Origin of the sequence: Chryseobacterium panacisoli (genome assembly GCF_008274625.1) — a bacterium.
GTDB lineage: Bacteria > Bacteroidota > Bacteroidia > Flavobacteriales > Weeksellaceae > Chryseobacterium > Chryseobacterium panacisoli.
Genome location: NZ_VTRU01000001.1, coordinates 505,298 through 530,278 on the forward strand (window position 1 = coordinate 505,298; position 24,981 = coordinate 530,278).

The following is a 24,981-nucleotide window of genomic DNA, read 5'->3' on the forward strand; positions in this document are numbered from 1 at the left end:
TTAAACTTCTCCAATTTTATCTGCCAAATGATCTATAGCATTAGGTTCTTCATAGACCAGTTCCACAAGTTCTACACTTTTATTATTCATTTTCAGAATTTTGAAGTGATAGTTCTCAAGATCAAATTCCTGGTTTTCTTCCGGGATGTCTTCCAGCTCATAAAGAATGAATCCGGCTAATGAATTGTACTCACTTTCTTCTGAAAGCGGCAGTTTTTTAGGCAGGAATTCATTGATTTCGTCCAAAGGCTGCGTAGCCTGTACCCAATAGGTATTATCTGATATTTTATCAACGATTTTTTCTTCATCGTCTTCTTCATCCTGAATCTCCCCCACAAGTTCTTCCAGAATATCTTCTAATGTAATAATTCCTTCAGTTCCACCAAATTCGTCAATAACGACAGCGATATGCTGCTTTTTAAGCTGGAACGTTTTCAGTAAGTCTGAAACTTTTTTACTTTCCACAACGAAAAAGGCATCACGCATTAAATCTTTAAGGTCTTCATGATCCAGGTTTCCTTTCCTTTTGACAAATTCCCTGATGATTTCTTTTGTATAGAAAATCCCGATGATATTGTCAATAGAGTCAATATATACCGGAATACGTGAATACCCGCTGTCCATAATCTTATTGATGATATCCGTAACATCTTCTTCAAAATCTATGGAAGTAATATTCTGTCTAGGAACCATGATCTGTTTAGCAGAATGATCGGTAAAATCAAATGCATTTTTGATGATCTCATAGTTTTCTTCTTCAATCTCTCCGCTGTCAGCACTTTGTTTTACCAAAAGCTGAAGTTCTTCTGTAGAGTGAATTTCCTGTTCGGAAGCCGGGTGAATTTTTACCAATCTAAGGAAACCATTTGACATGGAGTTCATCAACCAGATAAACGGTTTAAAAATAGTGTAAAAAAACCTTAGTGGAACAGCTGTTGCCATTGTAGTGGCTTCAGATTTTCTGATCGCAATTGATTTTGGGATAAGTTCACCAAATACAATGTGCATAATGGTGATTAACACAAAACTGGTCACTACTGAAATTGTAGTAATTGTTGTCTGAGTAAGATCAATACTCAGAGATATGAAAATGTTTTCAACAATATGATGCAGGGCACTTTCTCCTACCCAACCAAGGGCAAGGGATGCTAATGTAATTCCTAATTGTGTAGCGGAAAGATATTCATCAAGATGTTTGATGATATGTTCTGCCTGTTTAGCCATAGAATTGCCTTCTGCAGCTTTTAACTGAATTTGTGAGTAACGAACTTTAACAATTGAAAATTCTGCGGCTACGAAGAAGCCATTTAGTAAAACAAGAAATAAGGCCAGCAAAAGCCTGACTATGTCCGAGTCCATTTAGAGGTTGTATAAATTTTATTAGGTACAAAGATATGTAAAATAAAAATAACCTGAATCCGGGATAGATTATTTTGGTTGAGGATTTTTTGAAAGAGAAAATGAAGCGATAAAATACCGTTGTTTTTTAATAAAAAAAACAATTGAGGGCATCCTTTCACTTCTGCATAAAAAAACCGTTTTTGAATGGTAAACAGCAGTTTTAATCTTATAAAAACAAAAAAAGCACCGATAAATTCGGTGCTTTAATAGTATGTTAAAATAATTCTTTATGAATTTTTCAAAGCTTCTGCTCCGGAAACAATTTCCAAGATTTCGTTGGTAATTGCTGCCTGTCTTGCTTTGTTGTAGAAGATCTTCAGATCATTTCTCAACGCTTCAGCATTATCTGTAGCCTTGTGCATTGCTGTCATTCTCGCTCCGTGCTCAGATGCTACTGAATCAAGGATTGATTTGAAAACCTGAGTTTTGATAGATTTTGGAATCAGATTATCCAGGATCTCAGCTCTGTTAGGTTCAAAAATATAATCTGTTTCTACCTGTGCTTCTGTATTCTCAGGCATTGAGATTGGAAGAAGTTGTTCTGTTATTACTTCCTGAGTAGCTGCATTAACGAATTTATTATAGATAACATATACCTCGTCAAATTTACCTTCTCTGAAACTTGTCATTACTCCTTCAGTAATATGAGCAACAGTATCAAAGTTCAGATTATCATAAACAACACTTCCATTAGCATATACCGCACGGTTTCTTCTTACAGCATCATATACTTTTTTACCTACCGGCAGAACTTCAATCTCATATTGAGAATTGTTCTGGAACTGAAGGTTAAGCTCTTTTACAATCGAAGAGTTAAAAGCTCCCGCAAGGCCTCTGTTTGAAGTAACAGCGATGAAAAGTATTCTTTTAACCTCTCTTTTCTGAGCATATACAGAAATCTGATCAGGATCTGAACTAGAATTTACATTCTGGATAAGTTCCTGTAGTTTTTCAGAATAGGGTCTTAGCATTACAATTGCATCCTGTGCTTTTTTAAGTTTCGCAGCGGAAACCATTTTCATAGCACGGGTAATCTGCATCGTAGATGAAATTGACGTAATTCTGCCTCGTATTTCTTTTAAGTTTGCCATTAATTTGGGTTCAAAGTTTAAGGTCTAAAGTTTAAGGCTTAAAACGTTATATTTTAAACCTTAAACATTGAATTTTTTAGTTGTATTTAGAAGCTAAATCATTAGCAGCCTGCTTAAGAACACTTGTAATATCGTTATCGATTTTTCCAGCCTTAATAGCAGCCATTGTATCAGGGTGCTTAGATCTTAGGAATTCGATATATTCGTGTTGGAATTCTTTGATTTTTCTGATAGGAACGTTTCTCATTAAGTTTTCTGTTCCAGCATATACGATTGCTACCTGACTGTCTACAGGAAGTGGTGCATTTACCGGCTGCTTAAGGATTTCTACGTTTCTTTCTCCTTTAGAGATAACTGCCAAAGTAGAAGCATCAAGGTCAGAACCAAATTTAGCAAACGCCTCTAGTTCTTTATATTGAGCCTGATCTAACTTAAGAGTACCAGAAACTTTTTTCATTGATTTGATCTGAGCATTACCTCCTACTCTCGATACAGAGATACCTACGTTGATCGCAGGACGAACCCCTGAGTTGAATAGATCAGACTCCAAGAAGATCTGTCCGTCTGTAATAGAGATTACGTTGGTAGGGATATATGCAGAAACGTCTCCAGCCTGAGTTTCAATAATTGGAAGTGCAGTTAATGAACCTCCTCCTTTCACGATTGGTCTAAGAGACTCCGGCAAATCGTTCATTTGCTTAGCAATGTTATCATCAGCGATTACTTTTGCTGCTCTTTCCAATAGTCTTGAGTGAAGATAGAAAACGTCTCCAGGATAAGCTTCACGGCCCGGTGGTCTTCTCAATAGTAGAGAAAGCTCACGGTAAGCAACAGCTTGTTTAGATAAATCATCATAAACGATAAGTGCTGGTCTACCAGTGTCTCTGAAGAACTCACCAATAGAAGCACCTGCCATTGCAGAATATACCTGCATTGGAACTGGATCTGATGCGTTAGCCGCAACAATTACAGTATATGCTAAAGCTCCTTTATCAGAAAGAGTTTTAACGATTTGTGCAACGGTAGAAGCTTTCTGACCGATTGCAACATATATACAATATACAGGGTTACCTGCATCAAAAAATTCTCTTTGGTTGATGATTGTATCAATTGCAACAGTAGTTTTACCTGTCTGTCTGTCACCAATGATAAGCTCTCTCTGACCTCTTCCTACAGGAATCATCGCGTCAATTGCAACGATACCAGACTGTAAAGGCTCAGTTACCGGCTGTCTGAAGATAACTCCAGGAGCTTTTCTTTCCAATGGCATTTCGTATAAATCCCCAGTAATAGGACCTTTACCATCGATAGGGTTACCAAGAGTATCTACTACTCTTCCTAACATACCTTCTCCTACTTTGATAGAAGAGATTCTGTTTGTTCTTCTTACTGTATCACCTTCTTTTACTAATTTACTTTCACCAAGTAGAGCAACACCTACGTTGTCTTCTTCAAGGTTAAGTACAATACCTTCTACATCACTAGAAAATTTCACCAACTCTCCGTATTGTACGTTTTCTAACCCGTATACACGAGCAATACCATCACCGATGGTTAAAACTGTACCTACTTCCTCAACGTTTGATTGAGTATCGAAGTTGGCCAATTGCTGTTTTAAGATCGCAGATACTTCTGCCGGATTTATTTCTGCCATTGTATGGTTGTTTTTCTTAATTTAATTGGAAATCTTTTTTAACTTGGTTCAATTTTGTCTTCACAGACGCGTCTACCTGCTGGTCACCTACTCTTAGAACATATCCTCCAAGAATTTCAGGCTTTACATTTACTTTCAGATCAAAGTTTGAATCAGCGTTTACAAGAGTGGTAGATCTTAAAATCTGATCAAGGTTCTCTTTTGAAAGCGGAGTTGCTGTAGTAAGAGTTATTCTCTGTACACCGCTAAGGTCTTCTACTTTGTTGATAAATTCCTGAGCGATATTTTTCAATTGGGTTTCACGTCCGTGTTTAATCACCAATCTGATTAGATTCTGAGAAGAAACAGATAAACCTTTGAAAATCTCGTTTGCTACTTCTATTTTCTTTTTAGAATCGATGTAAGGAGTCATGAAGAATTTATTTAAGTCCGCAGACTCTTTCATGATCTTTACTACATCTTTCATTTCTGAAAATACAGTAGCCGTTTGACCTGATTCATTGGTAAAATCAAGTAAACCTTGTGCGTATCTTTTAGCTACTTTAGATGTAAGCATTCTTAGTTAAGGTTTGATTTGTTTAAATAATTTTGAACTAATTCGTTTTGAGCTTCGCTGTTGTCTAATTTTTGTTTCAGGATAGACTCAGCAATGTTTACAGATAAAGTACCAATCTGAGTTTTGATGTCTGCCATAGCAGCATTTTTCTCAGCATTGATCGTCTGTTTAGCAGCTTCGATCATTTTGTCTCCTTCAGCTTTAGCAACATCTTTAGCTTCCCCTACGATTCTGTCTTTAATTTCTCTGGCTTCTTTAAGGATAGCATCTCTTTCGATTTTAGCTTCACGAATGATTCTTTCGTTATCCTCTTTTAAAGTTTCCATTTCTTTTCTCGCTAATTTAGCTTGATTAAGAGCATCAACAATAGATGTTTCTCTGTCATTGATAGACGTTAAAATAGGTTTCCAAGCGAATTTACCTAACAAAAATAATAATGCTAGAAAAATAACAGACTGGATAATAAATAATCCTGATGAAAACTGATGAATTAATTCCATTATATAAATGTATAAATAATTATTACTTTTTTAAAGAACCATTACCTGTAACCAACCGTCACAGATAATGGCTTGATTTTAATTAGTTTACTGCGAATAGAGCAGCAAACGCAACACCTTCTACAAGTGCAGCTGCGATAAGCATAGCTGTTTGGATTTTTCCAGATTGCTCAGGTTGTCTAGCGATAGCTTCAAGAGCAGCAGCTCCGATTTTACCAAGACCGATACCTACACCTAGTACTACGATACCAGCACCTACAATTTTAGGGATTTCCATAATATATAATTTTAAAAAATTTGTTTTACTTTAATTTATAATTTCAATTAGTGAGCTGCATGATGTTCATGCTCGTGCTCTTCTACTGCCATTCCGATAAACAGAGCTGATAACATTGTAAAGATATAAGCCTGTAGGAACGCTACCAATACCTCTAGTAAATAAATTACCAATGTAAGGAACGGGAATGCAACACCTGCAATAAAATTCTTAAATACGTAGATCAATCCGATCAAACTCATTACTACGATGTGACCTGCAGTCATGTTTGCAAAAAGTCGGATCATCAAAGCGAATGGTTTAGTGATTGTTCCTAATAATTCGATAGGAAGCATGATCAGCTTCATTGGAACAGGAACTCCCGGCATCCAGAAGATGTGTTTCCAGTAATCTTTGTTAGCTGAGAATGTTGTGATCAAATACGTAAGGATCGCAAGGAAGAATGTCATTGTAATATTACCTGTAACATTGATTCCGAAAGGCATTAATCCCAAAACGTTAAGAAAAAGAATAAAGAAGAATACCGTTAATAAATACCCCATAAATCTCTTATACTTATGTCCGATATTTGGAATAGCAACTTCATCTCTTACGAAAATGATTAACGGCTCTAAAAATCTTGCAGCACCTGTAGGAACCACTGATTTTTTATAAGACTTAGCCATACCACCGAATAACACTAACATAAAGATTGATACCAATAAAATGATCAGTACACTTTTTGTAATGGAAAGATCTAATGGTTTTTCGTTAGTCGGGTGACCGTGATCATCAAGAGTTATTGTTCCAGCTGCATCAGTCTTATAAATTTTCTCATGGTGCAACACATAAAAAGAACCATCTACTTCAGTAGGTTCTCCGTGCATGAACCCTTCTTTGTTACTCATGAAAGAGTGAAAACCGTTGTCATATACAATAACAGGAAGAGGGAAACCGATGTGGTGACCGTCTTTATCAACCATCAATGTGAAATCATGTGCATCCAACAAGTGATGATCGATGAACTCTTTGTTTTCTTTGCTTACTTTGTCTTTCTCTGAAAGCTCTTGAGCAGGAGCTGCCCCAGCAGTAGCCTCACCGTGCTGTGCAGACACTAAGTTTAATACAAAAATACTGTAGAATAAAACTGCGAATTTCTTAAACATTGATAGGTTTTTTTCGTTGTGCAAAAATATGATATTTTTTCTAGTTTCAATAAATTATTTTACTGTTTTTTATCATGATTAATCAGCTTGATCGCATAGTATGTAAGCAGTGCTGTCAGGACAAAATAAGGGATGATAAAATGGAATTTATAGCCTGGAATCACTTCAAAGTTCAGTTTTTTTCTGATTAAGTACATCAAACCGAATTTTAAAAGAATCAAACCAATGACAGACAATCCTAAAAATTCAGGCGCTACTCTATTGATTAAGATAATAAGAGTGATCATCATCATAAACATGACGCTTAGAAAAAGATAAAATTTAATGATCACAATTTCGTCCAGATGAAAAACAAATTTCCAAAGAGAAAAATGTACCAGGAACGTCGGAAAGAATAAAATGACAACAAGAATATTGGGATTGATTTTCATTCTAAATTTTAATTGATGGCAAAAATAGACTTTTTCTATCGTATTATGATAAGATTTGATATATATCATTTTTTCTTATCTATATAATATTACGTCCCGAACACTTTAGATATGCTAAAAATTCCTTATTTTTGCAAACCTATAATTTACAATACATATGTTTAATAGTTTACAGGATAAATTAGACAAGGCATTACACAATATTTCCGGTAGAGGAAAAATTACCGAAATCAATGTGGCGGAAACCGTAAAGGAGATCCGTAGAGCATTGGTAGATGCCGACGTTAACTATAAAGTTGCAAAAGATCTTACTAAAAGAGTTCAGGATAAAGCATTAGGAGAGAACGTTCTTACTTCCCTTACACCGGGACAGCTGATGACGAAAATTGTTCATGATGAATTGGTAGACCTTATGGGAGGTTCTCAAGAGGGAATCAATCTTTCAGGAAAGCCATCCGTAATCCTTATTGCAGGTCTTCAGGGTTCTGGTAAGACTACATTTTCAGGAAAGCTTGCTAATTATTTACAAACAAAAAGAAATAAAAAACCTTTATTGGTAGCATGTGACGTTTACCGTCCTGCTGCGATTGACCAGCTAAAAGTTTTAGGTGGGCAGATCGGGGTTCCTGTTTTCACGGAAGAAGGTTCTACAAATCCTTCTACGATCGCTGAAAACGCAATTAATTTTGCAAAATCAAACGGTCATGATGTTGTGATCGTGGATACCGCAGGTCGTTTGGCAATTGATGAGCAGATGATGAACGAGATTAAGTCCGTTCATTACTTCATTAAACCAAATGAAACGCTATTTGTAGTTGACTCAATGACAGGTCAGGATGCCGTGAATACGGCCAAAGCATTCAACGATGCTTTGAATTTTGATGGGGTTGTTTTAACTAAATTAGATGGTGATACCCGTGGTGGAGCTGCTTTGACGATTCGTTCTGTGGTTGAAAAACCAATCAAGTTCATCTCTACAGGGGAAAAAATGGAAGCTTTAGACCTTTTCTACCCGGAAAGGATGGCAGACAGAATCCTGGGAATGGGAGACGTTGTTTCCTTGGTAGAAAGAGCTCAGGAGCAGTTTGATGAAGAAGAAGCTAAAAAACTTCACAAAAAAATCGCTAAAAACGAATTCGGTTTTGATGATTTCCTAAAACAGATCAACCAGATCAAGAAGATGGGTAACATGAAAGACTTAATGGGAATGATTCCTGGTGTTGGAAAAGCGATCAAAGATGTAGAGATCAGTGATGATGCATTCAAACACATCGAAGCAATTATCTACTCTATGACTCCTGAAGAAAGAAGAAGACCTTCTATCATCAATACTCAGAGAAAAGGAAGAATTGCTAAAGGTGCCGGAAGAAAAATCGAAGATGTAAATCAATTGATGAAACAATTCGACCAAATGGGTAAAATGATGAAGATGATGCAGGGCCCTCAAGGAAAGCAGATGATGCAGATGATGAGCAAAATGCCAAATATGCCGGGAATGGGCGGAATGGGAAAATAACAAGACAAAATCATTCATAAAAAAACTCTCAGAAATTCTGAGAGTTTTTATTTTATCTGAATATGGGTTTATTTAAACTTATACCCTAGCCCCAGCTGGAAGAAATTCATTCTCAATGTCTCACCATCTACAGGATTTTTGATCATATTCGTAAGACCAAAGCTGTAACGTGCATCTACAAATAATCCTTTATGAATGTTGTAGTCAGCCCCTAGGAATAACCCAAAATCGGTAGATTTTAAACCATCATTCAGTTCTCTTTCTAAATAACGCTCTCCTTCTTTAAGTCCTGAAGGATCTACCATCCCGGCATTGGGACCATTTAGTTCAAATTTCACCTTGTTATTGGTCTTAAAACTCACATACGGACCTGCATAGATACCCAGTTCCGGAGTTGCATAATATCTTGCCGATACAGGAATAACGATTCTGTTAAGGTTCATCTTTTCAGTCAAGGTAAAACCAGTACCTGATATTCCCACTTCTGCTTTACCGCCAAGATTGGCATATTCTACCTCTCCCTGAACGGCAAACTTATTATTGAATTTATGTTCAACCAAACCACCAACATAAAATCCTGACTTGGATTTTAAACTTGCTTCAAATCCACCAAATTCAAAATCTCCTTCACTAGAATTCAATTTTGATAAAGCGTAACCCGCTTTCACCCCAAAAGTAGTTTGCGCATTTAAACCTGCAAATAAAGCGATTGCAGACGCTAATAAGATTTTTTTCATGATTATTAAATAGTTTTATAGTAAAGAAGTCCTAAGATAGCAATCTCAGGACTAATTCATCTATTTTTTTATTATTTTGTAAATACATATTTAACTCCAAAAGTCACGGAAGTTAAACTGATGCCAAATTTGTAGCTATCAGCTCTTTTTGCCCCGTCAATGTCTCTTTTGTAAGTATTGTATCCGAACTCCCCTATTGTTGCTTCAATTGACCAGTTCTTCGTTATGAAATAATCCAGACCCGGCTTAATATTCACTCCAATGTTAGTATAGTTATTTTTTTGCATAAACGGAGCGGAAAGTATAGGATCTCCACCATTACCATTACTGTTGAAATCCACCTCTTCCTTGCCAAACTCCAATGGAACCTGTAACTGTCCGAAGATGTATAATTTATCAGACAAAGTCCAGTATTTTCTCACGAATGGAGCAACAACAAAAGCATTATCTGTATTTTTTATTTCAACCGGATTACCATCAACAACATTACCTAATTTGTATTTTGTAACAGCACTTTTGTATCCTACTCCTAGTCCTACCGCTAAATTTGGATTAACGAAATAACCTGCTGTAGGAAGAATCCTGATTACATTATCCTTTCTGTTTCCACCAAATTCATTGGTTTCTTTGTGATAAACCCCTACCTGTCCTGAAAGATAAGAAGTTCCTTTAGCAATCTGTGCGTTTGATAAACCGAAAAGCGCAACAGCGCCCATCAATACGATTTTTTTCATGATATTATATTAGTTTTATAAAAAAAAGCCCTAAGAGTTTCTCAGGGCTTTCTTGCTATATGCTTTGTTTATTATTTTGCAAATACATATTTAACTCCGAAAGTTACAGAAGATAAATTCAATCCGAAGTTATAGTTGTTTGTAGCATCACCATCTTTTGGCTTGTAGTTGCTGTAACCGAACTCACCGATAGTAGCTTCGATAGACCAGTTTTTGTTTAAGAAATAATCTAAACCTGGCTTCACAGTAACACCAATTTTAGTGTATTTAGCTTCAGTAGAAGTAGAAGTATAAACTGTAGAGTTTCCTACTGTAGTCTCTGTGTTAGTTTCAGTTTCAGTTTTTCCAAACTGCATTGGTACTGCCAATTGTCCGAAGAAATATAACTTGTCAGATAAAGTCCAGTATTTTCTTACGAATGGAGCAACAACAAAAGCTGGTTGCTTAGTGATGCTTTCTCCTACTGTGTTACCAAGAGTAGTTGTTATAGTGTTCTTTTCAGTCTGGTAACCAACTCCTAATCCAATTGCTAGGTTAGTGTTTACGAAATATCCAACTGTAGGTAATACGTTGAAGTTTTCTTTTTTATCATTACCGTTGTTAGATTCTACTTGAGAATAACCAACAGATCCTGATAAATATGTAGTTCCTTTAGCAATCTGAGCGTTTGATAAACCAAAAAGTGCAACAGCACCCGCTAATAATATTTTTTTCATTTTAAAAAATTTTAATACTTTCTGAGGGCAAATTTACAGTGGTCCCCACTAATATTAAAATTTGTTAATGTGATTAATATCATTGTTAAAATTTAGAGTTTTGTTAAAATAAATCATACTTAAGAGAAGTCATTGAGTTATTCACAATATTATGAATAAAAAAACCATATTTTACTAACGAGAGGAGGATATATTTACTTTTTTAAATTTTACATTTTTTACTAAAACCCCATGAATTCTACAAAAATGCCAAAATTGATTAACCTAAACTATTAGAATTTAAGTTATTAACTCTTAAAACTTAAACAGATGTTTATGATTTGAGATCGTTTTTATCTTTTCCTGATCGCCGCAGGGTCATTATTTCAAAAATTTCCGCTCTTTTGTATAGTCTGCTTTAGGGTATCAAAAAAACTCCGGCCTTCGGCCGGAGTTCTATATGCAATTGCTTTTCTTATTTCAAAAAGAAATTATAACCAATGTTAACAGCTCCTACATTCCAGCTGTCTCTGTACCAACCATAGTCACGTCTGTTGCTGATTGACTGGTATCCGATGTACAATTCTCCTTTAGACATTTGATATCCAAATTTAGGCTGTGCATAGAAACCACCGTCTACTCCATCTTTTGTAGAAATACCGTATCCCAGGTCCAATCCTACGAAGATAGGTGCTCCGGAGAATCTGTATTTACCGGAAACAGCTACAGGAACAAATCCGAAATCATCAAAGTGATCTTTTCCGAAGAAATGAGAATATCCTGTTGTTACCCCAAGGTCAAGACCTTTGGCAATGTTCCACATATAAGCAGCGTCTACTCCTAATGTAAATGAAGATACATCACTTGCATCAGACACAGGAACCCCAATATGTCCACCAATTTTAAAACCTTCCTGCGCTTGAGCAGCACCTCCTAAAAGTGCAAAAGCACCTAGTAATAATAGTTTTTTCATTTTTTTAGTAGCTTTAAATTTTACCCTGCAAAAGTACTAATTATTTTCATCATAAAGATAAAACCGATCTCTGATATCCGTGTAACGATAAAAAGCAGAACAAAAATTGTTCTGCTTTTTATTATTTATAAATAAGATTTTCAGAATTAGTTTCCTCCGAATTTGAAACCTACACCCACCTGAGCAAAGCTGTTCTTTACAGTACCTCCGCTATTATCATTAGATAGGTTGGATACTCCTAAGCTGTATCTGGCATCAAAGAAAAGACCGTTTTCCAGCATATACTCAACGCCTAAGAAAGGGGCAAGATTTAAAGATTTGATATCTTTTTTAATATCTACATCACCGCCTTCGCCTTCCATTTCTACGTCAAGGAAATCTGATCCGATTACAGTTTTTTGCTTAGCAGTAAGAATAAGTCCTACGTTGACACCTGCTGCTACAGAAAAACCTTCAGTAATAAAGTATTTTGCAGAAACAGGAACCAAAAGCGTTCCAAAAGTAATCTTAGTTGACTCCCCAAAATACATTCCTCCAGCATTTACTCCGTCAATTTTTTCTTTAGCTCCAAGTGGTGAGTATAAAACCTCTCCCTGAACAGCAAAGTTATCATTGAATTTGTACTCAGCCATCCCACCGATATAGAAGGTATATTTAGGAGACATTTTTCTTCCGTCAAGATCATCTTGCTTATCATCCAGTTTAATGGTTGACATTGCGAAACCAGCTTTTGGACCAAATCGGAATTCTTGTGCATTTGCAGAAATTCCCATAACAGCGACTGCTGCAATAAGTAAAAGTTTTTTCATGTTTAATTAGTTTTTACATTCAAGGTCTGCAAAACTAATTATTTTTTTCAAATTAACAAATTTTAACTAACCAATTTAAGGTTAATAAAAGGTTAACGGAAACTTTCACTTATTAGAATCAATCATTTCTTAGTCTTTTATCTTCATCGTTATAAGCAAGAATAATCTTTCTTACGACAGGGTGTCTTACTACATCCTCTTCTGTAAGGTGTACAAACCCGATTTCTTTTACTCCGCTTAAAATCCTCATTGCTTCTTTCAGCCCGGACTGCTGGTTTTTCGGAAGGTCAATCTGGCTGGGATCTCCTGTGATAATGAATTTAGCATTCATACCCATTCTGGTAAGGAACATTTTCATCTGTGCATGGGTAGTATTCTGTGCTTCATCAAGAATCACAAAAGCATCATCAAGGGTACGTCCTCTCATGAAAGCCAAAGGAGCTACTTCAATTACTTTTTTCTCCATAAAACCTTCCAGTTTCTCATGTGGAATCATATCACGAAGTGCATCGTACAAAGGCTGCAAATATGGATCCAGCTTCTCTTTAAGGTCACCAGGAAGGAATCCCAGACTTTCTCCCGCTTCTACAGCCGGTCTTGTCAGAATGATTCTTTTCACTTCTTTATCTCTTAAAGCTCTTGCGGCCAATGCTACACTGGTATATGTTTTTCCAGTTCCAGCAGGACCAATCGCGAAGACCATATCCTTTTTCTCCGTCTCCTTTACCAATTTTTTAAGATTGGTTGTTTTAGCCTTAATAACTTTTCCGTTGACCCCTTTTACGATAATATCCTGATCAAAAACCAGTTGTTTCTCATTTTCGTCTTTAATATTTAGTATATTTTCAACGTCTTTCAGGCCTATTGAGTTGTTTTTGGAGATAAAACTGACAATATCATTCAGTTTTTGTTTCAGTATATCTAAAGCTTCCTTATTTCCCATGGCAAAGATGACATGATCTCTTCCTGTAATTTTAATGGTTGGAAAGCTTGATTTTATTAAGTTGAAATATTGGTTATTAACTCCATAGAAGATTTTCGCATCGATATCTTCCAAATCATATGTTAATTCAAACATGCAGTATTTTTATTTTTAGATTTTAAAATTAAAGCTTTTTTTCAAATTTATATCAAATTCTTTTCAACAATCTTTCGGGCTTTCTTTTTATTTTAGATAACTTTGCAATACTACACTATTCTATAAATTGCTCATGTCAATTATTACCCTTACTTCGGATTTCGGAAATTTAGATTACAGAGTTGCCGCTGTGAAAGGCAAAATCCTGTCTCTAAACCCTGAGGTTAATATTATTGATATAACCCACGATATCCAGGCATTCAACCTTATACAGACTTCATATATTGTAAGAAATGCTTATAAATATTTTCCAAAAGGAAGCATTCACATCATTTCCGTAGACAGTTTTTACAACAGATCAAGAAAAAATATTATTTATAAAGCCGACGGATCCTACTTTCTTGCAGCAGATAACGGTATTTTAAGTCTTATCTTTTTTGATATTAAACCAGAAGCTATCTATGAGCTTACGCTGAACAACCGTTTTGATGACGTCATCAACTTTACTTCTACAGATATTTTTGTTCCTGCAGCGGTACATCTTGCCAATGGCGGGCTCCCTGAAGTCATAGGTCGAAAAATAAGTACAGCCAAACAACTGATGTTCCCAAGAGCGGTTTATAATGAATCGGAAGGCATGATTATCGGTGAAGTGACCTATATTGATAATTTCGGAAATATAATCTCAAATATCAACAAAGACTTTTTTGAAAATATCAGTAAAGGCTACGATAGTTTTACCATAAAATTCAGAAATTTAAGTCTTTCGAGGATATTTTCCAGCCATACAGAGGTTGTTTCAGACTGGGAAAGGGAAACAGAATTCCACGGGCAGTCTGCTGCTATTTTCAATGATAGCCAATTATTGGAGCTTACCATCTACAAAGGAAGCAAGAAAAACGGTGCCAAAAGCCTGTTTGGACTGAATGTAGGCGAAAATATTTATATTGAATTCAGCTAAGATTATATATTTCATAAAAAAACCGATTTTTTTTATATATTTGTCAAAATCTAAAAATCAAAAATGGCAGAATACAAATTATTGCTTCCTTCCATGGGAGAAGGTGTTATGGAAGCGACAATTATCACTTGGTTATTCAATGAAGGTGATAACGTAAAGGAGGATGACTCCGTAGTAGAAATTGCAACAGATAAAGTAGATTCAGATGTTCCGACACCAGTTTCGGGGAAAATCGTAAAAATTTTAAAGCAAAAAGATGAAGTTGCAAAAGTAGGTGAAGCCATTGCTATTTTAGAAATTGAAGGAGAAGGCGCAGCTTCAGAGGAAGTAAAAACTGAAGCTCCGGCGACTGCTCCGGATGCTGACACTTTAAAAGCGATTGAAGAGCCTTTACAAACAACAGCTGCTTCAAATGTAGAATTCTCAGGAGACCTTTATTTATCTCCACTCGTAAAATCTATTGCACAACAGGAAAACATTTCTGAAACTGAGCTGAAATCCATCAAAGGAAGCGGTTTGGAAGGAAGAATTACAAAAGAAGATATATTAGCATATGTTGCTAACAGAGGAAACCAGCCCGTTCAGCCGGCGGCTCCTGCACAGGCAGCATCCACTCCGAAACCAGCAGTATCTGCTCCGGCAGCTACGATTCCGGTAAGCGCAGGTGATGAGATCATTCCTATGGACAGAATGAGAAAGATCATTGCTGAAAACATGGTAAAAGCAAAACAAATTGCTCCACACGTTACTTCTTTCATCGAAACAGACGTTACCAACGTTGTGAAATGGAGAAATAAAAACAAAGCCGTATTTGAAAAGCGCGAAGGTGAGAAATTGACTTTCATGCCGATTTTCGTAAAAGCTGTAGTAAAAGCAATTCAGGATTTTCCAATGATCAATGTTTCTATCAACGGTGAAAACATCATCAAAAAGAAAAACATCAACATTGGTATGGCTACTGCCCTTCCGGACGGAAACCTTATTGTTCCTGTAATTAAAAACGCTGATCAGCTATCACTTTCTGGTCTTGCAAAAGCTATCAACGACTTAGCTTACAGAGCAAGAAACAAGAAATTAAGACCTGAAGATACTCAGGGTGCAACCTATACTATTTCTAACGTAGGAAGCTTTGGAAACCTTATGGGAACACCGATCATTCCTCAGCCTCAGGTAGCTATTTTAGCCATCGGAGCTATCGTTAAGAAGCCTGCAGTTCTTGAAACAGCTGATGGTGATGTAATCGCAATCAGAAACTTAATGTTCATGTCTCACTCTTATGACCACAGAGTGGTAGACGGTTCTTTAGGAGGAATGATGCTGAAACATGTTCATGACTACCTTGAGAACTGGGATCTGAACACAGAAATATAAGTAATGAGCAATCAGCAATAAGTAATTTTGCCGATTTTAAATATTAAGCCTCCGTTTATCGGAGGTTTTTTGTTTTCTGAAATTAAATCTGCCTGAAGTTCAAAAGATCAAAAAAAACAAACAAAACAAATGCGATATATACAATAAAACAAACATTAATTTAAATATTAAATAATTAAACCAATACAATCTTACATTATAATGGCTTTTTTGGCAGTTACCTGGATTAGCCTTAAATTTAAATCAAATATTATCTGAAAAAATGGATCCTGATTATAGAAAATATGATGTTACAAGATTTTTTGATTTCACAGAGGAAGATGAAAAATTAATTACCAAGGCTTATGATCGGCTTTCTGAGTCCTATTCCGTTTCTGTAGTTGATATTAAAGATTCTCCCTATCAACAATTCAGCTCTCATAATATATATCCGTTATTCATCCCACAAATTTGTTATTTAGTACAAGAACGAAGTCAAAACAATTCTTTCTATCTTTTTATTGTCAGTAAGGTCGGAGTAAATTCCAAAGGCGGACATTTAGAACGCAAATATGATACGATACAACTTTGGGGGCTCAAAAATCTGGATGAAGATTTTGGATACATTTCTATTAATAAAAAGAAACTGATAGATAAAATTGCAGGAATCTTCAGCAGTTTTAATGTCAATTTTACAGATTCTGAGTTTAAAGATTTTTATGTGATAGGAAATGATAAATTTAAAATCATGAATTTTTTAAACCCAAAGAGAAAAGAAATTATAAAAAACTTTCCGAATGAAAATTTCAAACTTGAAGTAAAAAATAATATTTTAAGCTTCGGTTTACCGGAAATACTTACGATTGAAAACGCTGAAATCATCTCAAAGTTTTTAAACGACATATAATTTCCAAAATTTTACTGTAATTTCATCCCTCAAAACAGACAAATGCTGAAAATTTTCATCCTGATACGGAAATCTATCAAAAATTCCTTTGACAATATCCGAAATGAACAGCTGAAGTATAATCTTCTTCAGGCCATTCCTTTTTGGATAGGATCTGTTATTACAGGTTTTTTTGCTGTAATGTATGCACAGGTATTTGCCTGGGGTGAACATCTCATGAATTTTATCTTTGACTGGCATGCATGGATGATCTTCATCATTGCTCCCATAGGATTTGTACTTTCCTGGTGGCTGGTGAAAGAATTCGCACCCAATGCCAAAGGAAGCGGTATTCCACAGGTAATGGCTGCTGTAGAACTCGCCAATCCGAAAGAGCACCGCAAGATCAGAAACCTTCTGAGCATTAAGATCCTTTTTTTCAAAATCCTTTCGTCCGTTATTCTGGTCATCGGAGGAGGTGCGGTAGGACGTGAAGGGCCTACCATTCAGATTGCAGGCTCTGTTTTCAGAAAAGTCAACGAGTATCTTCCCGAATGGTGGCCAAAGATTTCCAAGAAAAACATGATTATGACAGGAGCTGCAGCCGGGTTAGCAGCAGCTTTTAACACTCCGCTGGGAGGTATTGTTTTCGCTGTGGAAGAACTGTCAAAAACCCATATCAATTACTTTAAAACAGCCTTGTTTACCGCAGTTATTATTGCCGGCCTTACAGCACAGACACTGGCCGGATCTTATTTATATCTGGGATATCCTAAGACCAATGATGTTTCTTTAATGGTGATGTTTCCCATTGTACTTGTTGCGGCCACTGCCGGCATCCTTGCCAGCCAGCTCTCCGTTATGATGCTTAAAATCAACAGCTGGAAGAAGAAAAAACTGAAAACCGATAAGGCCAATGTTATATTCCTTATTATTTGTGCTTTAATTATTGCTTCAATTGCTTATTTCATCAACAGAGAAATTCTAGGCTCCGGGAAAGAAATTATGGAGCGTGTTCTTTTTACGAAGGATAAGCATGAAGACTGGTATGTTCCGGTTCTAAGAATGCTTGGCCCTGCCCTTTCTTTTACCTCAGGAGGTGCTGGCGGAATTTTTGCCCCTGCTCTTACTGCAGGCGCTAGTATTGGATCTGTTATTTCAGGAGCTATTCATTTAACACCTAACGAAACCAATGTTGTCGTTCTAGCCGGAATGGTAGCTTTTCTGACAGGAATTACCCGGGCTCCGTTTACTTCAGCAATTATTGTTTTGGAGATGACAGACAGACATTCATTGATATTCCATCTGATGCTGGCAGGAATGGTTTCTTCCATTGCCTCTATTTTAGTAAGCAGACATTCGTTGTATGATGTATTGAAGGTGAATTTTTTAACAGAATTAAGAGAAAAAGAGTAATACTAAGATTGTCCAGCTTTAAAAAGCACGGATATCTATTGTTGAATGAGAAGATATTTCTGCGCAATTTTCGCTGATACTATTGCATATAAGAAATATATTCTCTACTTTTGCACCTCGAAATAATTAACAAATTCATTTAACATTATGAACAATTACGAAACTGTTTTCATTTTAACTCCCGTTCTATCTGAGTCACAGGTAGAGGAAGCAGTGAACAAGTATGTAGATCTTATCAAAGAAAAGAACTGCGAAATCGTTGCTAGAGAAAATTGGGGATTAAAAAAATTAGCTTACCCTATCCAATTGAAAAAGAATGGGTTCTACACTTTAATCGAGTTTAAAGGTGAAGGTACTGTAGTTGCTGATTTAGAATTAGCATTTAAGCGTGACGAAAGAGTAATCCGTTACCTTACTACAAAACTTGACAAGCATGCTATTGAGTACGCTGTAACTAGAAGAACTAAAGTAAAAGCAGCTAAAGCTTAATTATTAACCCTATTTTTTAAAAAAGACAAGACATGGCAATAGATGAAATGGCTAAACAAGCCTCAGCTGGAGGAGAATCAGAAGTAAAATTCCTTACTCCGCTTGATATCAATACAAAATCTGAAAAGAAATATTGTAGATTCAAAAAATACGGAATTAAGCACGTTGACTACAAAGATGCTGATTTCTTATTACAATTTGTAAACGAGCAAGGTAAAATCTTACCAAGAAGATACACTGGAACTTCTTTAAAATACCAAAGAAAAGTTTCTGCTGCTATCAAAAGAGCAAGACACCTTTCTTTACTACCTTACGTAGCTGACTTATTGAAATAAGACAAAAAATAAATAAAAGAAGAGAGCAATCTCTTCTTTTGTTGCTGAATAAATAATTAATTCTAACTTGATTTTAGATAACTCTAAAATCTTTAAAAAGGACAACAACAATGGATATCATCCTAAAACAAGACGTAGAAAACTTAGGACTTGAGTTTGATACAGTAAGCGTAAAGCCAGGTTATGCTAGAAACTTCTTACTTCCTCAAGGAATTGCACTTTTAGCTACACCTAAAAACAAAGCAGCTCTAGAAGCTACTTTAGAAGCTAGAAAAGAAGAAGAAGCTAAATTAATCGCTGCTGCTAACGCTGTAGTAGATCAATTGAAGAAAACTTCTATCACGATCCCTGCAAAAGTAGGTTCTGGTGATAAATTATTCGGATCTATCAACAATGCAGATCTTTCTGCTGCTCTTGCTAAAGCTGGAGTTTCTGTAGAGAAGAAATATATCAAAATTCCAGGGAACACTATTAAGAGAACTGGTAAAGTAACTGCAAACATCAGATTACACAGAAACGTTGAGTACAATTTCGAATTCGATATCGTATCTGACGCTCCAGTTGTAGCTGCTCCTGCTGCTAAAAAAGAAGAAGTTAAATCTGAAGAAGCTTAATTTTAAGCAACTGAGATTTTCTCATCATATAAACCACTTCAATTATTTGAGGTGGTTTTTCTTTTCTATTACACGTATTCCCCCGGAACTTACCTCCTCTACTTATCTCCTCTCAGTTTCTGCTGATATTCCGTAGGAGCAATGCCTATTACTTTTTTGAAAATATTACTGAAGGACGACAGGCTATTGTACCCTACCATCATCGCTATTTCATACATATTGTATTTTCCTTCCAACATCAGTTCAAGAGAACGGGTAATTCGTAATGCCCGTAGAAAACGGATATAATTCATGCCCAAAATCTCTTTGAATTTCCTCGAAAGTGTTCTTGTACTCATTCCGAATTCTTTTGCCGTAGATTCAATGGTAAGAGGCTTCTCAAGGTTCGCATGAATATATCTTGCTATCTTCAGCAGTGTTTCATCTTTTGGGAAAGGATGCTGTATCGGGAAAGCCAGATGTTTATTCTTTTTTTCCTGTAAAATACCTTTAAGAGCTTTGAGGAAATAATATTTTGAACCGTCATTTTTTGTAATTTTCCCATCCCAGTCTTTAGTGTGAAAAATCATTTCCCGAAGCAAATTATTAACGGAATAGATATTGATTTCATCAAAAAAGCCATTTTCATTTTCTTCTTTCTTAAAATAAAAATTATATAAATCAACTTTCGGACTGGTAGAAAAAATATAGTGAGGTGTTCCGGCAGGAATCCACATAAAACACCTTGCAGGAAGATACCAATGCCTCTGATCTGTAAAAACATGCACAATACCTCCTTCTGCATATACTAATTGTGCAGAACTGTGGTAATGGATCTCCGTTGTTACGTTGCCTGTAAGGACATGATAAATGTAAAATTCGGCATCATCCTCTTCTACTGCTTTAAAATGGCTGTCATTCATAAAATAAAGATAAGAAGAATTTTCAAATTGGCGTAAATGAGCAAATCTTTTTCTGTTTTCACAAATCAGGTCCGATACTTGTCGTCGTAACTTTGCTGCATCAAAATCATTTTAGCAAAAATCCTTTAACTAATTTATGAATATCATATTTAACGCGTGCCGGTATCTGTGCATTGCGTTGTGCTTATTATTGAGCAGCTTTTTACATTCACAGATGATAGATTATCAGCATCTCGGCTTAGAACAAGCTATAGAGATTGGTCTGAAAAACAACAAAAACATACAGATAAGTCATCTAAAACAGGAAATGTCCGCTACCAGAGAGAAAGATCTTAAAATGGAAAAGCTTCCGGACATTGAATTTCATACCAGTTATACTCAGGTAACCAATCTGTTTCAACATCAGAATGGCGTATTCAATAAAGCCACAAAGTATGACGTCATCAATGGGATGTATGATTTTACATTATCTGCTTCCATTCCGGTGTACATGGGTGGTAAAATAAAAAATACGGAAAAGAAGGCGGCTATCGACACTGAGATTTCAGCCTTAAAAACGCACCTGGATGAGAGACAGCTTAAAATGGCAATCATTACAGCTTTTCTGCAGATTCATCATTTAAAAGAGCAGCAAAGTCTTATCAATGACAAAATGAAGGAGGATTCTGTAAACATCAAACAGGTAAAATCCTTGAAAGCCAACGGAGTTGTAACAGTGAATGAAGTATTGAGAACTTCATTGCAACTTTCCAATCATAAAATGAGCTGGACAGAGCTTGATAACGATATTCAGATTGCAGAGCACAAACTGAAAACGGTTCTCTCGCTCCCGGAAACTCAGGAAATGCATGTGAATACGGAAGACCTTATTTCTGAAAATGCCGCGATACCTTATATTGATGATTTGACTGAAACAGCTTTAAACAAGAATGAATCTGTTGAAATCACCCACAAAAATCTTTCACTGAAAGAGTTGGATCAAAAAATCACAAAAGCGAATTACTTACCCAAAATTACAGCTGGCGGAGAGTATTTTTTAAAGTATCCGAACATGATGTTCTTTCCTCCCGAACCCTATGCATACCGTCTGGGAATGGTAGGAGTGAATCTCACCTATCCTATCGAAAATCTGTATAAAAATAAATACAGAATGCAGGAAGCAAAAGAAAACATTGACCTTGCCAAGCTGCAGATAGAGGAAAATGAAGAAAATGTGAGACATATTGTGTATGAAGCTTATAAAAAGTTTGAAGAAACAGACCAGAAGGTAAAAATTGCTGAAGAAGCGATTAATCAGGCGAAAGAAAACTACCGTATTGTAAGAACAAAGTATGCGAACAAACTAAGTCTTATCACTGAACTGATTGATGCCGACAATACTTACCTTGAAGCAGAATCCAATCTTATTTCTGTAAAAATCAACAGACAACTTAAATATTACCAACTCCAATATACGATTGGAAACTTATAAAAACTATGGCACAGAAACAACTGACACAAAAGGAAAAAAGAATCAACAAGTCCATTACGCTGCTGGCCTGGATCCTGATAATAAGCGGAATCACGGGAATGGTAAGCTTTTATCTTTTTTCGAGAAAAAATGTTACAACGAATGATGCGCAGATCGAACAATATATCACGCCTGTATCCAGCAAAGTCTCAGGGTTTATCAAAACAATACAGTTTAACGAAAATCAGTTTGTGCATAAAGGTGATACTTTAATCGTCATTGACAACAGGGAGTTTGTGAATCAGGTACACATGGCAGAAGCCAACCTTCATGCTAACACAGCAACCATCAGCACTATTGAAAGCGGCGTCAGCACCAAAGAAAGCGATACAAAGATCATTGATGCTAAAATTGCGTCTGCAAGAATTGATATCTGGAGAACAGAACAGGATTTTAAAAGATATAAAAACCTGCTTGCAGAAGATGCTGCCACAGAACAGGAATTTGAAAATGTAAAGGCTTCGTACGAACAGTCAAAAGCCAATCTTTTAGCATTGGAACAACAAAAAAATGCAGTAAGAGCCGGAGCGAATGAACAGCAGACTAAAGTTGCTCCCGTTAAAAGCCAGATCCAGCAGAGTTCTGCAAGCCTGAATAATGCCAAACTGTATCTTTCTTATACTGTAATTACCGCTCCTTATGATGGATGGGTTGGAAAAAAGACTATTCAGGAAGGACAGCTGATTAAAGAGGGTCAGGCTTTGGTACAGATGGTCAGCAAAGAAAAATGGATCATTGCCAATTACAAAGAAACACAGCTTGGACAGATTGATCAGAATCAGGAAGTCATCATTACTGCGGATGCTTATCCCGATGTGGAATTTAAAGGGAAAATACTTTCTGTTTCTCCAGCATCAGGATCCCAGTTTTCTTTGGTAAAACCGGATAATGCAACCGGAAACTTTGTGAAAATTGAACAGAGATTTCCTGTAAAAATCATTCTTGACAACAATAAAGACAACGAAAAACTGCTTTCCGGAATGAATGTTCTGGTAAGTGCCAAGAAGATATGAGTTTGAGTGTAGAAAGGTTTATGGGTTTTAGAGTTTTAGAATTCAAAATTACCTTCCAATCAACATATCTCAAATTTTACGAATAAATTATTTTTTAGCGAAAAGGCAAACTGCAAATAGCGAATCTGCAAATTTTTTCTTAAAGCATATTTGCCATTTTACCTTTTACTTGTTTACACCTTTGCCCTTTGTCTTTTCGCTTTTTTTAAATCAGGCTTAATGACAAATTTGATCATTTTCCATCTCCTTTTTCTAAGCTTAATGCTTACAAATTATGCAGCATAATACAATTTATCATAAATGGGTGCCACAATGGCTGAAACTGCCTCTTCTTATACTGGCATTGTTTCCCCACCTGATGTTGTTGTCGCTTTTGCATTCCAACAGCGCCTTCACCTCTTCTTTTATGGATGTTGATTCAGACGACATCCAGTATTTAATGATTTTGATGTATGGGACATTTGTGGTTACCCTTTTAGTTTTACAACGTTTTATGGCTTATTTCAGTGTCAAATATTATGTATTGCTGATGGCCTCCATTTCTGTTATTATTCTTTATGTTTTATCCGTTACCCATGATTATCATGTTATTTTGGTGATTCGGTTTTTAGAAGGGATTTTCGGACTGCTGGAAGGCGCTATTTTCCTTCCTTTGATTATTGCCGAATTAAAAACGAAACATGCTAAAGTCTTAGCCTATCTCTTTATGTACACCATCATGCTCACCGGCGGGACAATAACTACTTCCCTGCTGAAATCAAGTATTGAGAATTATGATTTCCAGCATATGATTCTTATGATGGTCTATTTCCATGTATTTGTACTGATTATTGGTATTGCTTTATTCAACAGGAACAGATTCTTTCCTAAAAAACCTCTGTACCAATTGGATATTACCAGCTGGTTTTTACTTTGGGTATCCCTGCAGGCCGGCGGTTATGCTATTATTTATGGTAAAAGGCTGATGTGGCTTGAGTCTGACACTATTATCATGTGTTTATTTATATTCCTGCTTTCGGGGGGATTATTTATGCTTAAACAAAGAAATTCCAAAAGACCATTATTTCATTTTGAAGTTTTCAGTTCAAAAAATGTGATTGCAGGAATGATTCTTTTTTTCATTTTTTATCTGATCCGATCAGGGCTGAATAATGTCTACAGCATCATGGCCACAGTATGGAAATGGCCCTGGGATTATATTGTGAACATCCAGTACTGGAATGTTGCAGGAACTCTTCTGGGTATATTATTATCAGGAATCTGCCTGGTTCGGGGAGTTTCCTCAAGAATTGTTTTCTTTACGGGATTTTTGTTACTTGCCATAGATTGTGCATGGTTTACGTATACTTTTTATCCAGATACTACTCTTTCCATGATTTGTCCTCCATTATTTCTGCAAGGGGTGGCTCAGGGATTATTATTTACTCCGCTTGTGTTCTTTTTGATTTCAGCCACACCAGAAGAATATGTTGCCAATGCTACAGCTTTAGGAACGACAACCCGTTTCTGGACAACAGCTATCGGCTATGCGCTGATGCAGAATCTGATGCTTTTTTTAACATTAAAACATTCTGATACACTCAGCGCCAATTTTACAGATACCAATCCTGTTTTTTATAGCCAGTGGAACCAGCTTTTTGGTGCTAGCATCTCAAAACTGGCAGTGAATGATTCTTTATCTATGACTGCAGGAGCTTTTAAGGCTAAAATTACCGCTCAGTCTATTCTCCTTTCCAACATGGAAATTTTCACAGGATTATTTTGGCTGGCCTTAATTACTTCCATCTGTTTATTACTTTATCATCCGGTAAAAATAGCTGTAAGAAATATTATGTAACAACAAGAAGGAAAGGAGCCGGAAGATTGAAGACCGAAGTGTATGAAGAGAAAAGTAATACTCAAAGTTCA

At 36.1% G+C, this 24,981-nt stretch carries 26 protein-coding genes; 11 read left to right on the forward strand and 15 right to left on the reverse strand.

The annotated features are described in order from the left end of the window. The 8 genes from FW781_RS02405 to FW781_RS02440 form a co-directional block, all read right to left on the reverse strand. On the reverse strand, positions 1 to 1,359 hold the full coding sequence (locus FW781_RS02405) for a hemolysin family protein (RefSeq protein ID WP_149385955.1): 1,359 nt from the start codon (positions 1,357 to 1,359) through the stop codon (positions 1 to 3). Positions 1,360 to 1,628: 269 nt separating this feature from the next. Further along, complete coding sequence (gene atpG, locus FW781_RS02410; RefSeq protein WP_149385956.1) at positions 1,629 to 2,492, reverse strand: ATP synthase F1 subunit gamma; 864 nt, start codon at positions 2,490 to 2,492, stop codon at positions 1,629 to 1,631. A gap of 76 nt (positions 2,493 to 2,568) precedes the next feature. Continuing rightward, positions 2,569 to 4,146: a F0F1 ATP synthase subunit alpha gene (gene atpA / locus FW781_RS02415; RefSeq protein WP_047385277.1), complete on the reverse strand. Its 1,578-nt coding sequence runs from the start codon at positions 4,144 to 4,146 to the stop codon at positions 2,569 to 2,571. A 16-nt stretch (positions 4,147 to 4,162) separates the two neighbouring features. Next, positions 4,163 to 4,702: an ATP synthase F1 subunit delta gene (atpH, locus tag FW781_RS02420; RefSeq protein ID WP_149385957.1), complete on the reverse strand. Its 540-nt coding sequence runs from the start codon at positions 4,700 to 4,702 to the stop codon at positions 4,163 to 4,165. Between the two features lie 2 nt (positions 4,703 to 4,704). Beyond that, positions 4,705 to 5,202, reverse strand: coding sequence for a F0F1 ATP synthase subunit B (locus tag FW781_RS02425; RefSeq protein WP_034695422.1), 498 nt, complete (start codon positions 5,200 to 5,202; stop codon positions 4,705 to 4,707). Positions 5,203 to 5,284: 82 nt separating this feature from the next. After that, the gene (gene atpE / locus FW781_RS02430) at positions 5,285 to 5,479 is read right to left on the reverse strand and encodes an ATP synthase F0 subunit C (RefSeq protein WP_002979108.1); all 195 of its coding nucleotides are present in this window, start codon (positions 5,477 to 5,479) and stop codon (positions 5,285 to 5,287) included. Positions 5,480 to 5,526: 47 nt separating this feature from the next. Beyond that, on the reverse strand, positions 5,527 to 6,624 hold the full coding sequence (gene atpB / locus FW781_RS02435; protein ID WP_047374407.1) for a F0F1 ATP synthase subunit A: 1,098 nt from the start codon (positions 6,622 to 6,624) through the stop codon (positions 5,527 to 5,529). A gap of 59 nt (positions 6,625 to 6,683) precedes the next feature. Continuing rightward, positions 6,684 to 7,055: a hypothetical protein gene (locus FW781_RS02440; RefSeq protein ID WP_149385958.1), complete on the reverse strand. Its 372-nt coding sequence runs from the start codon at positions 7,053 to 7,055 to the stop codon at positions 6,684 to 6,686. Positions 7,056 to 7,212: 157 nt separating this feature from the next. Here FW781_RS02440 and ffh point away from each other — a divergent pair, with 157 nt between their 5' ends. Continuing rightward, positions 7,213 to 8,571 (forward strand): signal recognition particle protein, encoded by a 1,359-nt coding sequence (gene ffh, locus FW781_RS02445; RefSeq protein ID WP_047374403.1) that lies wholly within the window; start codon positions 7,213 to 7,215, stop codon positions 8,569 to 8,571. A 68-nt stretch (positions 8,572 to 8,639) separates the two neighbouring features. Here the strand turns inward: ffh and FW781_RS02450 are convergent, their stop codons facing one another. The 6 genes from FW781_RS02450 to FW781_RS02475 form a co-directional block, all read right to left on the reverse strand. Then, positions 8,640 to 9,308 carry a porin family protein gene (locus FW781_RS02450; protein ID WP_149385959.1) on the reverse strand — a complete coding sequence of 223 codons (669 nt, stop codon included), beginning with the start codon at positions 9,306 to 9,308 and terminating at the stop codon, positions 8,640 to 8,642. 71 nt (positions 9,309 to 9,379) lie between these two features. After that, entirely contained in the window at positions 9,380 to 10,042 is a 663-nt protein-coding gene (locus FW781_RS02455) for an outer membrane beta-barrel protein (protein ID WP_149385960.1), read from the reverse strand. Positions 10,043 to 10,113: 71 nt separating this feature from the next. Then, positions 10,114 to 10,758: an outer membrane beta-barrel protein gene (locus FW781_RS02460; RefSeq protein ID WP_149385961.1), complete on the reverse strand. Its 645-nt coding sequence runs from the start codon at positions 10,756 to 10,758 to the stop codon at positions 10,114 to 10,116. Positions 10,759 to 11,212: 454 nt separating this feature from the next. Next, entirely contained in the window at positions 11,213 to 11,710 is a 498-nt protein-coding gene (locus FW781_RS02465) for a hypothetical protein (RefSeq protein ID WP_149385962.1), read from the reverse strand. A gap of 146 nt (positions 11,711 to 11,856) precedes the next feature. Then, positions 11,857 to 12,519 carry a porin family protein gene (locus tag FW781_RS02470; RefSeq protein ID WP_149385963.1) on the reverse strand — a complete coding sequence of 221 codons (663 nt, stop codon included), beginning with the start codon at positions 12,517 to 12,519 and terminating at the stop codon, positions 11,857 to 11,859. 118 nt (positions 12,520 to 12,637) lie between these two features. Further along, positions 12,638 to 13,597, reverse strand: a complete 960-nt coding sequence (locus FW781_RS02475; RefSeq protein WP_149385964.1) for a PhoH family protein — start codon at positions 13,595 to 13,597, stop codon at positions 12,638 to 12,640. A gap of 133 nt (positions 13,598 to 13,730) precedes the next feature. On the opposite strand from FW781_RS02475, the gene FW781_RS02480 reads away from it, so the two are divergent. From FW781_RS02480 to rplI, 7 genes are all read left to right on the forward strand, one after another. Next, positions 13,731 to 14,558: an SAM hydrolase/SAM-dependent halogenase family protein gene (locus FW781_RS02480; RefSeq protein WP_149385965.1), complete on the forward strand. Its 828-nt coding sequence runs from the start codon at positions 13,731 to 13,733 to the stop codon at positions 14,556 to 14,558. Between the two features lie 63 nt (positions 14,559 to 14,621). Further along, complete coding sequence (locus FW781_RS02485) at positions 14,622 to 15,929, forward strand: dihydrolipoamide acetyltransferase family protein (protein ID WP_149385966.1); 1,308 nt, start codon at positions 14,622 to 14,624, stop codon at positions 15,927 to 15,929. Between the two features lie 262 nt (positions 15,930 to 16,191). Next, positions 16,192 to 16,815, forward strand: coding sequence for a hypothetical protein (locus FW781_RS02490; protein WP_149385967.1), 624 nt, complete (start codon positions 16,192 to 16,194; stop codon positions 16,813 to 16,815). A gap of 42 nt (positions 16,816 to 16,857) precedes the next feature. After that, positions 16,858 to 18,210 (forward strand): chloride channel protein, encoded by a 1,353-nt coding sequence (locus FW781_RS02495; protein WP_149385968.1) that lies wholly within the window; start codon positions 16,858 to 16,860, stop codon positions 18,208 to 18,210. A gap of 147 nt (positions 18,211 to 18,357) precedes the next feature. Beyond that, a complete protein-coding gene (rpsF, locus tag FW781_RS02500; RefSeq protein ID WP_047385290.1) occupies positions 18,358 to 18,699 on the forward strand; it encodes a 30S ribosomal protein S6 in 342 nt (113 codons plus the stop codon). Positions 18,700 to 18,731: 32 nt separating this feature from the next. After that, a complete protein-coding gene (rpsR, locus tag FW781_RS02505; RefSeq protein ID WP_034706728.1) occupies positions 18,732 to 19,034 on the forward strand; it encodes a 30S ribosomal protein S18 in 303 nt (100 codons plus the stop codon). Positions 19,035 to 19,144: 110 nt separating this feature from the next. Beyond that, entirely contained in the window at positions 19,145 to 19,648 is a 504-nt protein-coding gene (gene rplI / locus FW781_RS02510) for a 50S ribosomal protein L9 (protein ID WP_077416925.1), read from the forward strand. A gap of 98 nt (positions 19,649 to 19,746) precedes the next feature. Here the strand turns inward: rplI and FW781_RS02515 are convergent, their stop codons facing one another. Continuing rightward, complete coding sequence (locus FW781_RS02515; RefSeq protein ID WP_149385969.1) at positions 19,747 to 20,550, reverse strand: helix-turn-helix domain-containing protein; 804 nt, start codon at positions 20,548 to 20,550, stop codon at positions 19,747 to 19,749. A 214-nt stretch (positions 20,551 to 20,764) separates the two neighbouring features. Between FW781_RS02515 and FW781_RS02520 the strand changes: the two genes are divergently transcribed. The 3 genes from FW781_RS02520 (at position 20,765) to FW781_RS02530 (ending at position 24,910) form a co-directional block, all read left to right on the forward strand. Continuing rightward, entirely contained in the window at positions 20,765 to 22,021 is a 1,257-nt protein-coding gene (locus FW781_RS02520; RefSeq protein WP_149387346.1) for a TolC family protein, read from the forward strand. A gap of 5 nt (positions 22,022 to 22,026) precedes the next feature. Continuing rightward, positions 22,027 to 23,073 (forward strand): HlyD family secretion protein, encoded by a 1,047-nt coding sequence (locus FW781_RS02525; RefSeq protein WP_149385970.1) that lies wholly within the window; start codon positions 22,027 to 22,029, stop codon positions 23,071 to 23,073. 274 nt (positions 23,074 to 23,347) lie between these two features. Next, positions 23,348 to 24,910, forward strand: coding sequence for an MFS transporter (locus tag FW781_RS02530; RefSeq protein WP_149385971.1), 1,563 nt, complete (start codon positions 23,348 to 23,350; stop codon positions 24,908 to 24,910). The last annotated feature ends 71 nt before the right edge of the window (positions 24,911 to 24,981 follow it).

Excerpts from the sequence above, each read along its gene's own strand:
- FW781_RS02405 (WP_149385955.1), bottom strand. The coding sequence starts at position 1,359 with ATGGACTCGGACATAGTCAGGCTTTTGCTGGCCTTATTTCTTGTTTTA.
- atpG (WP_149385956.1), bottom strand. The coding sequence starts at position 2,492 with ATGGCAAACTTAAAAGAAATACGAGGCAGAATTACGTCAATTTCATCT.
- atpA (WP_047385277.1), bottom strand. The coding sequence starts at position 4,146 with ATGGCAGAAATAAATCCGGCAGAAGTATCTGCGATCTTAAAACAGCAA.
- atpH (WP_149385957.1), bottom strand. The coding sequence starts at position 4,702 with ATGCTTACATCTAAAGTAGCTAAAAGATACGCACAAGGTTTACTTGAT.
- FW781_RS02425 (WP_034695422.1), bottom strand. The coding sequence starts at position 5,202 with ATGGAATTAATTCATCAGTTTTCATCAGGATTATTTATTATCCAGTCT.
- atpE (WP_002979108.1), bottom strand. The coding sequence starts at position 5,479 with ATGGAAATCCCTAAAATTGTAGGTGCTGGTATCGTAGTACTAGGTGTA.
- atpB (WP_047374407.1), bottom strand. The coding sequence starts at position 6,624 with ATGTTTAAGAAATTCGCAGTTTTATTCTACAGTATTTTTGTATTAAAC.
- FW781_RS02440 (WP_149385958.1), bottom strand. The coding sequence starts at position 7,055 with ATGAAAATCAATCCCAATATTCTTGTTGTCATTTTATTCTTTCCGACG.
- ffh (WP_047374403.1), top strand. The coding sequence starts at position 7,213 with ATGTTTAATAGTTTACAGGATAAATTAGACAAGGCATTACACAATATT.
- FW781_RS02450 (WP_149385959.1), bottom strand. The coding sequence starts at position 9,308 with ATGAAAAAAATCTTATTAGCGTCTGCAATCGCTTTATTTGCAGGTTTA.
- FW781_RS02455 (WP_149385960.1), bottom strand. The coding sequence starts at position 10,042 with ATGAAAAAAATCGTATTGATGGGCGCTGTTGCGCTTTTCGGTTTATCA.
- FW781_RS02460 (WP_149385961.1), bottom strand. The coding sequence starts at position 10,758 with ATGAAAAAAATATTATTAGCGGGTGCTGTTGCACTTTTTGGTTTATCA.
- FW781_RS02465 (WP_149385962.1), bottom strand. The coding sequence starts at position 11,710 with ATGAAAAAACTATTATTACTAGGTGCTTTTGCACTTTTAGGAGGTGCT.
- FW781_RS02470 (WP_149385963.1), bottom strand. The coding sequence starts at position 12,519 with ATGAAAAAACTTTTACTTATTGCAGCAGTCGCTGTTATGGGAATTTCT.
- FW781_RS02475 (WP_149385964.1), bottom strand. The coding sequence starts at position 13,597 with ATGTTTGAATTAACATATGATTTGGAAGATATCGATGCGAAAATCTTC.
- FW781_RS02480 (WP_149385965.1), top strand. The coding sequence starts at position 13,731 with ATGTCAATTATTACCCTTACTTCGGATTTCGGAAATTTAGATTACAGA.
- FW781_RS02485 (WP_149385966.1), top strand. The coding sequence starts at position 14,622 with ATGGCAGAATACAAATTATTGCTTCCTTCCATGGGAGAAGGTGTTATG.
- FW781_RS02490 (WP_149385967.1), top strand. The coding sequence starts at position 16,192 with ATGGATCCTGATTATAGAAAATATGATGTTACAAGATTTTTTGATTTC.
- FW781_RS02495 (WP_149385968.1), top strand. The coding sequence starts at position 16,858 with ATGCTGAAAATTTTCATCCTGATACGGAAATCTATCAAAAATTCCTTT.
- rpsF (WP_047385290.1), top strand. The coding sequence starts at position 18,358 with ATGAACAATTACGAAACTGTTTTCATTTTAACTCCCGTTCTATCTGAG.
- rpsR (WP_034706728.1), top strand. The coding sequence starts at position 18,732 with ATGGCAATAGATGAAATGGCTAAACAAGCCTCAGCTGGAGGAGAATCA.
- rplI (WP_077416925.1), top strand. The coding sequence starts at position 19,145 with ATGGATATCATCCTAAAACAAGACGTAGAAAACTTAGGACTTGAGTTT.
- FW781_RS02515 (WP_149385969.1), bottom strand. The coding sequence starts at position 20,550 with ATGAATGACAGCCATTTTAAAGCAGTAGAAGAGGATGATGCCGAATTT.
- FW781_RS02520 (WP_149387346.1), top strand. The coding sequence starts at position 20,765 with ATGATAGATTATCAGCATCTCGGCTTAGAACAAGCTATAGAGATTGGT.
- FW781_RS02525 (WP_149385970.1), top strand. The coding sequence starts at position 22,027 with ATGGCACAGAAACAACTGACACAAAAGGAAAAAAGAATCAACAAGTCC.
- FW781_RS02530 (WP_149385971.1), top strand. The coding sequence starts at position 23,348 with ATGCAGCATAATACAATTTATCATAAATGGGTGCCACAATGGCTGAAA.